Source organism: Aestuariivirga sp. (genome assembly GCF_046093005.1).
In the GTDB taxonomy this organism is placed as follows: Bacteria; Pseudomonadota; Alphaproteobacteria; order Rhizobiales; family Aestuariivirgaceae; genus Aestuariivirga.
The window spans coordinates 1-10,604 of the sequence record NZ_JBJTER010000116.1 but is presented as its reverse complement, the minus strand read 5'-3'; the positions used below and the strand labels follow the sequence as shown (position 1 = coordinate 10,604).

Below are 10,604 nucleotides of genomic sequence, written 5' to 3'. Positions count from 1 at the left end.
CTGATAGTATTGTCGAATTTGCCGCCTGTCCGAGGATTCATGCCTTCGTATTCCCACGATTAAGACGCCTGCCTGAAAGCCTGTCAATGACAATTCCGGCCACGGCCCGCCCTATTCCGTCACGGCAGACTGTTCTTCACTCGGCCATGAGACAGGGTTCGAAGCGGCGCTCAGCCTGCAAGATAGCGCTTGAGCGTCGCGACGGTCCCTTCCGATGACAGGTGCTTGAGCGCGGCGGCGAAACTGTCACGGAACGTCGCCGAACGCCCGGTCTCGCCATAGACGTCTTCCATTTCGAGCCACAGGCCGGGATTGTCCTTCGCCGCCCTGGCGCGCGGCTGCAGCCGCTCCCAGTTGGGGTCATTGGGCTCGATCGCCTTGCCGCTGTCCGTCACGCCGGCACAGTAGCGGCACCACAGCGCCGATTCGAGCGCCAGGCCGTCAACGCTGCGGCCTGCGGCCAGACGATCCCTGATCTGCGGCACGATGAATTTCGGCTGCCGGTTGGAACCATCGAGGCACAGCCGGCGGATGGTGTCGCCAATCTTCGGGTTGAGGAAGCGGCGGACGATGAGATCATAGTAAACGTTGAGATCGGTGTCCGGCACCGGCGCCACCGTCGGGATCACTTCCTCGCGCTCCACCTTGTCGAGGAAGGCGCGGATCAGCGGATGTTCCATCGACTCATGCACGAAATGAATGTCGAGCAAGCCTCCCGGATAGGCGATGATCGCGTGGCCGCCGTTGAGAATGCGGATCTTCATGTTCTCATAAGGCGTCACATCGGGCACGAACTGCACGCCCACCTTCTCCAGCGCCGGGCGGCCCATGGTGAAGCGGTCCTCGATCACCCATTGCTTGAACTCCTCGCAGAACACCGGCCAGGCATCTTCGATGCCGAAGACATCCGACGTGATGCGCCGCTCGCGCTCTGAGGTGGCGGGCGTGATGCGGTCCACCATGGCGTTGGGGAAGGCGACATTCGCCGTCACCCATTGCGCGAGTTCGGGGTCAAACAGCCGCGCGAGGCCGGCCACCGCGTTACGGGTGACGGCGCCATTGTGCGGAACGTTATCGCAGGACATCACCGTGTACGGCGGAACTCCCCTGGCGCGGCGCAGCGAAAGGCCGCGCAGGATGAGGCCGAAGGCGCTGGTGGGGTTTTCCGGATTCTCCGCGTCACGGCGGATGGCGGGATGATGGGGGTCGAAGGCCTGGGTGGCCGGATCGATCATGTAGCCGCCCTCGGTGACGGTGAGCGACACGATGCGCGTGGCCGGATCGGCAAGCCGCGCCAGCAGGGCGGCGTGGTTGGCGGGCGGAACGAAATCCACCATGGCGCCTGTCACGCGGGCCGCGCTCGCGTCATTGTCCTGCTCCACCACGGTGGTGAGGTAGTCCTGGCCGGCCAGCGCCTGGCGCATTTTCTCATCGCCCGGCATCACGCCGGCGCCGATGATCGCCCAGTCATGGCCCTCGCCGCGGCTGAACAGGTCATCGAGATAGACGGCCAGATGGGCGCGGTGAAAATTGCCGACGCCAATGTGAACGATCCCCGGCGAGAGCTGCTCGCGCCGGTAGGCGGGCACCGTTGCCCGGGCCGAAATCTCCGGGAGATTGGCAAGCGAAAGCCTGGTCATGACATCCACTGCCCGCCATCGACATTGTAGGTCTGGGCCACCACATAATCGCTTTCCGCCGACGCGAGGAAGATGGCGCAGCCGACATGGTCCTCCGGCTTGCCCATGCGCCCGAACGGCACGCCCTCACCCACCAGACGCTTCTTCTCGCCCAGCGGGCGGCCCTCGTATTTGGCGAACAGGCTGTCGACATGGTCCCACATCGGGGTGTCGACCACGCCGGGGGAAATGCCGTTGACGTTGATGCCATGCTTGATCAGCGCCAGGCCCGCCGACTGGGTGAGCGAAATCACCGCCGCCTTGGACGCGCAATAGACCGCCACCAGGGGCTCGCCGCGGCGTCCCGCCTGCGAGGCGAAGTTGATGATCTTGCCGCCCTTGCCGGGCCGCTTCATGCTCTCGGAAACCTCCTGAAGCATGAACAACAGGCCCTTCACATTCACATCGAAAATGACGTCGTAGCTCTGCTGGGTGATCTCGCCCCAGGGGGCCATGTCGAACACCGCCGCATTGTTGACGAGAATGCCGATGCCGCCCATGCGCCGCTCGGCTTCCGCCACGCAGGCGCGGATGGACTCGATCTTGGTCACGTCCAGCGCCAGCGCAAAAGCGCCGTTGCCGATGCGCGCCGCGGTTTCTTCGGCCGCCGCAAGCCCGATGTCGGCGACGCAGACGCGCGCCCCTTCCCTGGCATAGCCCTCGGCGATGGCGGCTCCGATGCCGCGCGCCCCGCCAGTGATGATCGCCGTCTTCCCTTGAAGCCGCATTACGCCATGACCTTTCCGTTGTGATCGAATCTATGGATGCTGGCGGGGTCCGGCGCGAGGCTCACGGCATCGCCCGGCCGGCCCGCGAACCCTCCCGCCGCCCTGACCGTGAGCCGGCCTGCCTCGCCCGCCGAAACATGCAGGAAGGAGTCAGCGCCCAGATGCTCAACGAGTTCGATGGTGCCCTGCCACGGGCCGCTGCCCAGCGCGATGTGCTCCGGCCTCACGCCGATCGTGTGGGCGTTGAACCGCGCCGCGGCGGCCCCGGACACAAAATTCATGCGCGGCGAGCCGATGAAGCCCGCCACGAACAGCGAGCGGGGATGATGATAGAGTTCAAGCGGGGTGCCCACCTGCTCGATGACGCCACGGTTCAACACCACGATACGGTCAGCCATGGTCATGGCCTCGACCTGGTCATGGGTCACATAGACCATGGTGGCGCGGAGATCGCGGTGCAGCTGCATGATCTCGACGCGCATGTTGACGCGCAGCGCCGCATCGAGGTTGGACAGCGGCTCGTCGAACAGGAACGCCTTGGGCTGGCGCACGATGGCCCGGCCGATGGCGACGCGCTGGCGCTGGCCGCCGGAGAGCTGGCGCGGCTTGCGGTCAAGATATTCGGTGAGGTTCAGCGTCTCGGCGGCCTTCGCCACCTTGGCGTCGATCTCCGCCCTCGGCAGGCCGGCCATCTTGAGGCCGAAGCCGATGTTGTTCCTGACACTCATATGCGGATAGAGCGCATAGGACTGGAACACCATGGACAGGCCGCGCCGGGCGGGCGGCGTATCGGAGACATCCTCGCCATCGATCAGAATCTGGCCTGCTGTCAAATCCTCGAGCCCGGCGATCAGCCGCAGCAGCGTCGATTTTCCGCAGCCCGAGGGCCCCACGAAAACCACGAACTCGCCGTTGGCGATGTCAAGATCGGCGCCGGGGATGATCACCGCGTCGCCAAATTGCTTGCGCACATTCCTGAGACTGATGGTGCCCATCTATTTCACAGCTCCGAAGGTAAGGCCGCGCACCAGCTGCTTCTGGGCGAACCAGCCGAGCACGAGGATGGGCGCGATCGCCATGGTCGAGGCCGCCGAAAGCTTGGCCCAGAACAGCCCTTCCGGCGAGGAATAGGAGGCGATGAACTGGGTGAGCGGTGCTGCGTCCTTAGTGGTGAGGCTCAGGGTCCAGAAGGCTTCGTTCCAGGCGAGGATGATGTTGAGCAGCAAGGTGGACGCGATTCCCGGCACCGCCATGGGGGCAAGCACATAGAGCAACTCCTTGATGGCCGGCGCGCCGTCCATGCGCGCCGCTTCCAGGATCTCGGACGGGATTTCCTTAAAGTAAGTGTAGAGCATCCACACCACGATCGGCAGGTTCATCAGCATCAGCACCGCGATGATGCCGCCCCGCGTATCGAGCAGGCCCAGATCGCGGAAGATCAGATAGAGCGGCAGCAGTGCCCCCACCGGCGGCATCATCTTGGTTGAGAGCATCCACATCAGCAGGTCCTTGGTGCGCTTTCCCGGCGCGAAGGCCATGGCCCAGGCGGCGGGCACCGCGATCACCAGCGCCGCCAGCGTCGAGCCCAGAGACAGCACGATCGAGTTCATCGCGAACTTGAGATAGTTCGAGCGCTCCTGCACGACGGCGTAGTTCTCCAGTGTCCAGTCGAAGAAGATGAAGCGCGGCGGCAGCTCGATGGCCTGACCCTCGGTCTTGAAGCTGGTGAGTATGGTCCAAAGAACGGGAAAGAAAATGACGAAGGCAATCGCCCAGGCCAGGGCGGAGAAGATCACGCGGCGGCGGATGGGAACAGCTCGTGCCATGGCGGTCAGCGCTCCAGGTTCCGGCCGATCATGCGCATCAGGAAAAAGGCCACGATATTGGCCAGCACGATCGCCACGATGCCGCCTGCCGAGGCCCCGCCCACGTCATTGGCGATGAGTCCGTAGTGATAGACGAGGTAGGGCAGATTGCCGGCGCGTCCGCCGGAGCCGGTCACGTAGATTTCGGCGAATACGTTGAGCAGGAAGATGGTCTCGATGAGGATCACCACGGTGATCGGGCGCGCCAGATGCGGCAGGATCATGTACCAGAAGAAGGAAAGCGGCGGCGTGCCGTCCATCTGTGCCGCCTCGCGCTGCTCCTCGTCGAAGGACTGGAGTGCCGTGAGCAGGATCAGCGTGGCGAAGGGCAGCCATTGCCAGGCCACCATGATGACGATCGCCGTCATCGGGTAATGCGCGAACCAGTCCACGGCGCCGAGACCCAGCGACTTGGTGATCCAGGCGAGAAAGCCCGACACCGGGTTCATCATCATGTTCTTCCACACCAGTGCTGACACGGTGGGCATGACGAAGAACGGCGCGATGATCATCAGCCGCACCACATTGCGGCCGAAGATCGCCTGATCGAGCAGAATGGCCAGCAGAATGCCGCCGCCGACGCTGATCAACAACACGAGGCCGACCAGCACCAGAGAGTTGGTCATCGCCGAGAAGAAGGCGGGATCGGTGAGAAAGTAGTAATAGTTGCTGGTGCCGGCGATGCAGCGGTTGGCGGCGTCGAAGAGTTGCGCCGGATCGAGCAGCGAGCAGGCCGGATTGGGATCGAGCAGATTATAGCGGAGGACGGAGAACCACAGGGTCATCGCCAGGGGCACGATCATCCACAAGAGCAGCGCGATGACCGATGGCGCAACGGCGATCCTGCCCACTGCGCGCATGTGCTGCGTTGCCATTGACGGAACCCCGGAGAACTGTGGTTGGAGAATGGCAGTGAATGAGGCTGCCCGGCAGAAAGCGCCGGGCAGCCGGTTTTGAGAAAGGACGGATTACTTGATGTAGCCGGCCTTGGTCATTTCGCGGGTGGTCACGTCCTGGGCTTCGGCCAGGGCCTGATCCGCCGTCTTCTCGCCGGCGAGTGCGGCGGAGAAGATCTGGCCCACCGTGGTGGCGATGCCAGCGAATTCGGGGATGGCCACGAACTGCACGCCGACATAGGGCACGGGCTTGACGGTCGGGTTGGTCGGGTCAGCCGAGTTGATCGAGTCCAGGGTCATCTTGGCGAACGGAACCTTGGCGTATTCCGGATTCGCATAGAGCGACTTGCGGGTTCCCGGCGGCACGTTGGCCCAGCCTTCCTTGGAGGCGACGAGCTCGGTGTAGGCCTTCGAAGTGGCCCAGGCGATGAACTTCTGCGCGGCCTCTTCCTTCTGGGTGCCGGCCGGAATGGCGAGCGACCAGGCCCACAGCCAGTTGCCACGCTTGCCGAGGCCGTTGTCCGGCGCCAGCGCGAAGCCCACCTTGTCGGCGACCGTCGAGTCCTTCGGGTTGGTCACGAAGGAGGCGGCCACCGTGGCGTCGATCCACATGCCGCACTTGCCGGCGTTGAACAGCGCCAGGTTCTCGTTGAAGCCATTCGAGGACGCGCCCGGAGGGCCGTCGGACTTCATGAGGTCGAGATAGAAGTTCAGCGTGTCCTTCCACTCCTGGGTGTCGAACTGGGGCTTCCAGTTCTCGTCGAACCAGCGCGCGCCGAAGGAGTTCGAGGTGGCCGTGATGAAGGCCATGTTCTCGCCCCAGCCGGCCTTGCCGCGCAGGCAGACGCCGTAGATTTCCTTGTCCTTGTTGGTGATCTTGCCGGCAATGCGCTTGATGTCGGCCCAGGTCGGGGCTTCCGGCATCTTCTCGCCCGCCGCCTCGACGAGGTCGGTGCGGTACATCACCATGGAGCTTTCGCCATAGAACGGCGAAGCCATCAGCTTGCCGTCAACGGTGAGGCCGCCGGCAATGGCGGGCAGCAGGTCCGCCGGGTCGTCGATCATGGTGAGCGGCAGCAGCCAGCCCTTCTTGCCCCAGATCGGGGTTTCATAGGTGCCGATGGTGAGCACGTCGAACTGCCCGCCCTTGGTGGCGATGTCGGTCGTCACCTTCTCGCGCAGCACGTTTTCCTCGAGCGTCACCCACTCGAGCTTGATGTCGGGGTTCTTGGAGGTGAAGTCCTCCGTGAGACCCTGCATGCGGATCATGTCGCCGTTGTTGACGGTGGCAATGGTCAGCGTGGTTTCGGAAAGCGCCGTGGTGGCCATGGCGCCGAGCATCAGGGCGCCGAGCGCGCCCTTGGCGAAGAAATTCATGAATACCTCCCAATTGCAGGAGTTGGGCTTTTGCCAACACCGCGGGCATATATTCGCCTTTTACGTAACCCTCTGTCAACTGCGATTTGTAACCGGGCGCCGGAAGGTGGAAATCACCCCCCTACCGCAGCAGCAGTTCGGCCATGATCTCATTGGTGATGAGGCCGTTGATCAGCTGGCCGCGCAGCGCGCCCTGCACCGATTTGAGGCGTGGCCTCGCCATGGCAACCCCGATCACCTTGCGGGCCGCCGGCTTGTCCAGGGGAACGCTCAGCACCCGGTCATTGATGAGGCCTTCGATCAGCCGGCCCTCCTGGTCGAAGGCCCAGCCGGTGATTTCGCCCACCGCGCCGGCCCGCATCAGCGAGCGGATTTCATCGGGCCGCACGAACCCGTCGCGCAGCAGCGCCGCTCCCTCGTCAACCGTGCCGACGCCGACGAAGGTGACATCCGCCTGGCGGGCGAGATCGAGCACGTTGCGCAAGGTCTTCTGGCCGAGCAGCAGGGTCTTCTCATGCACGGTGGTGGCGATCACCGGCAGCGGCATCGGGTAATGCGCGGCCTTGACCCGGTCGCCGATGCGGCTCACCACATCGAACAGCGAGGCCGAGCCATCGGGCGCGATGTTGCCGACCAGCGACACGATCTTGTGTTGCGGGCAATCCATCGGGCTCACCTGTTCGACCATGGCGCGCAGCATGCGGCCCGTGCCCATGGCGACGATCACCGGATGGGCCGACACGAGATAGCGCTCGAGCTCAGCCGCGGCGGCCTCCGCAACCCCGACGGTTTCGGAAGTGGAGGACGGATCGGCGGGCACCACCTCGCACATCGTGAGCCCGAACGCCGCGCACAGCCTCTCGGCCAGTTCGATGCAGCGGCCGATCGGGTGATCGAGCCTTACCTTGATCAGCTTCTCGCTCACCGCCAGCGACACCAGGCGCTGCGCGGTCTGCCGTGACACGCCCAGCTTGCGCGCGATCTCGTCCTGGGTGTTGCCGGCGATGTAATAGAGCCAGCCGGCCCGGGCGGCGTCGTCAAGCCGGTGGTGTTCGCTGTCGGTCTTGCGGGTCACGTCAGTCGTCCGTCCTCGGATTGGCCGCTAGATAGCCGCCCTGCCCCGTTGCGGCAAAGGCCCAATTCAGCGAGCGCCTCGCCAAGCCCGGCCATGCTGGCCACCGCGCGGTGCGGAACCACATCCTCCGGCAGCCGATAGCCGGCCGCGACATGCGCGCCGCCGGCGAAGTGCCAGGCCGTCATGCCGGCCGCGAATGCCCCGCGCAGGCCCATTTCACTGTCCTCGATCACCACGCTGCGGCTGGCCGCCACGCCCATGCGGCGGGCGGCATGCAGGAACAGATCCGGCGCCGGCTTGCCGCGCTCGACTTCGGAGGCGGTGAAACTCAGCCCCGTGAAGAAGGGCGCAAGACCGGTGACGCCGAGGGTCACCGCGAGCCGCTCAGGGCTGCTGCTGGTGGCGAGGCAATAGCGGCAGGAAAGCGTGCGCAGGAGTTCTGTTACGCCAGCCATCGGTTTGAGCTCCGCCCGCATCTGCCGCAGCAAGCGCTCGCGGTAGGTCTGCTGAAAGCCGTCTGGCAGCGGGCGGCCGTAGCGGCGCTCCACCTGGGCCGCGGCATTGGCGAAACTGCGGCCCAGGAAATCGGCGCGGAAAATCTCCGGCGTGATCGGCAGGCCATGTTCCGCCATCAGCGCCATCAGCACCCCGGCGCTCAGCATCTCGCTGTCGACGAGCACGCCATCGCAATCGAAGATCACCAGGTCGAAGGCGGGCATGGGGCGGGTGAGGTGCGCTCTGGCCATGGCGCCCTTTCTTGGCAGAGGCGCGGCGGCGCATCAAGCGCAGCGGCTTCCGCCAGGAGGCCGGATGCGCTATTGAGAACTCCGCGGCGGCGTCGAGCCGCCCGGCTGGCGAAGGAGCCCGGATCATGCGCAGTTTTCAGGAAGGCGCCACCATGCAGGTGGCGGTGATCGTGCGGGACATCGCGGCGGCGCTGAAAAAGCACTGGGACGTTTGCCGCATCGGGCCCTGGGACATTTATGACTTCAGCCCCGCCACCGTGCAGGATTTCGTCTATCGCGGGCGCCCGGCCACCCACAGCTGCATCATCGCCGTCGCCTGGTCGGGCGATACCCAGCTCGAACTGATCCAGCCGGTGTCCGGCTATTCGATCTATGACGAGTTCCTCGAAAAACATGGCGAGGGCCTTCACCACATCAAGCTCTATTACAGGGATTGCGCTCAGGCGGTGGCCAGCTATGCGGCGCGCGGCTACCCGGTGATCCAGTCGGGCCGTTTCGGCGAGGACCTGCACTATTACCTCGATACCGAAAAGGATTTTGGCTACATCCTGGAACTCGGCAATGCCGGCCAATGCCCGCCGGCGCATCGGCGCTATCCCGCCTGACCCGCCTGGGCCGGCGGCGGCTCCAGGCGACATAACCGAATTTCCTTCTCCCGCCCCCTTGACGGAGCGCGCGCTCGCTCCTATCTCCCCCGATAGCTGCTGGCACTCGGTCTGACTGAGTGCTAACAGGCCGATCCCTCCAGCCGGAGCGGGTCTGTTTCAAAACCTCAAATCGTCAGATATATCGAGGAGTTAGACCATGAAGTTCCGTCCGTTGCACGACCGCGTCGTCGTCAAGCGCGTCGAAGAGGACACCAAGACCAAGGGTGGCATCATCATTCCGGACACCGCCCAGGAGAAGCCGATGCAGGGCGAAATCATCGCCGTGGGCCCCGGCGGCCGTGACGAGACCGGCAAGCTGATCCCCATCGACGTCAAGGCCGGCGACATCGTGCTGTTCGGCAAGTGGTCGGGCACCGAGGTCAAGATCGAGGGCGTCGAGTACCTGATCATGAAGGAGAGCGACATCATGGGCGTTCTCGAGGGCAAGCCGGCCTCCAAGAAGGCCGCCTGAACCACCCCTATCAACTCACATCTTAAGTACTGAGGAGTAGCAACATGGCTGCTAAAGAAGTCCGTTTTTCCGCCGATGCCCGTGAGCGCATGCTGCGCGGCGTCGACATCCTCGCCAATGCGGTGAAGGTGACGCTCGGTCCCAAGGGCCGCAACGTCGTGATCGAGAAGAGCTTCGGCGCCCCGCGCACCACCAAGGACGGCGTGACCGTCGCCAAGGAAGTGGAGCTCGAGGACAAGTTCGAGAACATGGGCGCCCAGATGGTGCGCGAAGTGGCCTCGAAGACCAACGACCTCGCCGGCGACGGCACCACCACCGCCACCGTGCTGACCCAGGCCATCGTGCGCGAAGGCGCCAAGAACGTGGCCGCCGGCATGAACCCGATGGACCTGAAGCGCGGCGTCGACATGGCCGTCGCGGTGGCCATCGAGGACATCAAGAAGCGCGCCAAGAAGATCAAGGGCTCCGCCGAAGTGGCCCAGGTCGGCACCATCTCCGCCAATGGCGAGAAGGCGATCGGCGACATGATCGCCGAGGCCATGCAGAAGGTGGGCAATGAGGGCGTGATCACGGTTGAGGAAGCCAAGACCGCCGAGACCGAACTCGACGTCGTCGAAGGCATGCAGTTCGACCGCGGCTATCTCTCGCCCTACTTCATCACCAATGCCGACAAGATGATCGCCGAGCTCGACGAGGCCTACATCCTGCTGCACGAGAAGAAGCTCTCCTCGCTGCAGTCGATGCTGCCGGTGCTGGAAGCCGTCGTCCAGACCTCGAAGCCGCTCCTCATCATCGCCGAGGACATCGAGGGCGAGGCGCTGGCCACGCTGGTGGTCAACAAGCTGCGCGGCGGCCTGAAGGTCGCGGCCGTCAAGGCGCCGGGCTTCGGTGACCGCCGCAAGGCCATGCTGGAGGACATCGCGATCCTGACCGGCGGCCAGGTGATCAGCGACGACCTGGGCATCAAGCTCGAGACCGTCACGCTGGACGATCTCGGCCGCGCCAAGCGCGTGGTGGTGGACAAGGAAAACACCACGATCATCGAAGGCGCCGGCAAGAGCTCGGACATCCAGGGCCGCGTCTCCCAGATCAAGAAACAGATCGAGGAGACCACCTCGG

General features: G+C 64.5%; 11 protein-coding genes. 3 read left to right on the top strand and 8 right to left on the bottom strand.

The window, feature by feature from the left end; translation table 11 throughout:
• Positions 1-170: 170 nt before the first annotated feature.
• From ACKOED_RS10130 to ACKOED_RS10095, 8 genes are all read right to left on the bottom strand, one after another.
• The gene (locus ACKOED_RS10130; RefSeq protein ID WP_408916470.1) at positions 171-1,640 is read right to left on the bottom strand and encodes a mannitol dehydrogenase family protein; all 1,470 of its coding nucleotides are present in this window, start codon (positions 1,638-1,640) and stop codon (positions 171-173) included.
• Positions 1,637-2,407 carry an L-iditol 2-dehydrogenase gene (locus ACKOED_RS10125; RefSeq protein WP_408916469.1) on the bottom strand — a complete coding sequence of 257 codons (771 nt, stop codon included), beginning with the start codon at positions 2,405-2,407 and terminating at the stop codon, positions 1,637-1,639. Before ACKOED_RS10125 ends, ACKOED_RS10130 begins: the two co-directional genes overlap by 4 nt.
• Entirely contained in the window at positions 2,407-3,402 is a 996-nt protein-coding gene (locus ACKOED_RS10120) for an ABC transporter ATP-binding protein (protein ID WP_408916468.1), read from the bottom strand. Before ACKOED_RS10120 ends, ACKOED_RS10125 begins: the two co-directional genes overlap by 1 nt.
• Positions 3,403-4,233 (bottom strand): carbohydrate ABC transporter permease, encoded by an 831-nt coding sequence (locus ACKOED_RS10115; protein WP_408916467.1) that lies wholly within the window; start codon positions 4,231-4,233, stop codon positions 3,403-3,405.
• A 5-nt stretch (positions 4,234-4,238) separates the two neighbouring features.
• Positions 4,239-5,147: a carbohydrate ABC transporter permease gene (locus tag ACKOED_RS10110; RefSeq protein ID WP_408916466.1), complete on the bottom strand. Its 909-nt coding sequence runs from the start codon at positions 5,145-5,147 to the stop codon at positions 4,239-4,241.
• A 93-nt stretch (positions 5,148-5,240) separates the two neighbouring features.
• The gene (locus ACKOED_RS10105; RefSeq protein ID WP_408916471.1) at positions 5,241-6,509 is read right to left on the bottom strand and encodes an ABC transporter substrate-binding protein; all 1,269 of its coding nucleotides are present in this window, start codon (positions 6,507-6,509) and stop codon (positions 5,241-5,243) included.
• A 157-nt stretch (positions 6,510-6,666) separates the two neighbouring features.
• The gene (locus tag ACKOED_RS10100; RefSeq protein ID WP_408916465.1) at positions 6,667-7,620 is read right to left on the bottom strand and encodes a sugar-binding transcriptional regulator; all 954 of its coding nucleotides are present in this window, start codon (positions 7,618-7,620) and stop codon (positions 6,667-6,669) included.
• The gene (locus ACKOED_RS10095; protein WP_408916464.1) at positions 7,617-8,366 is read right to left on the bottom strand and encodes an HAD family hydrolase; all 750 of its coding nucleotides are present in this window, start codon (positions 8,364-8,366) and stop codon (positions 7,617-7,619) included. Before ACKOED_RS10095 ends, ACKOED_RS10100 begins: the two co-directional genes overlap by 4 nt.
• Before the next feature lie 125 nt (positions 8,367-8,491).
• Between ACKOED_RS10095 and ACKOED_RS10090 the strand changes: the two genes are divergently transcribed.
• From ACKOED_RS10090 to groL, 3 genes are all read left to right on the top strand, one after another.
• Positions 8,492-8,971 (top strand): VOC family protein, encoded by a 480-nt coding sequence (locus tag ACKOED_RS10090; RefSeq protein ID WP_408916463.1) that lies wholly within the window; start codon positions 8,492-8,494, stop codon positions 8,969-8,971.
• Between the two features lie 199 nt (positions 8,972-9,170).
• On the top strand, positions 9,171-9,485 hold the full coding sequence (locus tag ACKOED_RS10085) for a co-chaperone GroES (RefSeq protein WP_408916462.1): 315 nt from the start codon (positions 9,171-9,173) through the stop codon (positions 9,483-9,485).
• Positions 9,486-9,529: 44 nt separating this feature from the next.
• On the top strand, positions 9,530-10,604 hold a 1,075-nt coding region (gene groL, locus ACKOED_RS10080), incomplete at its 3' end, for a chaperonin GroEL (protein WP_408916461.1).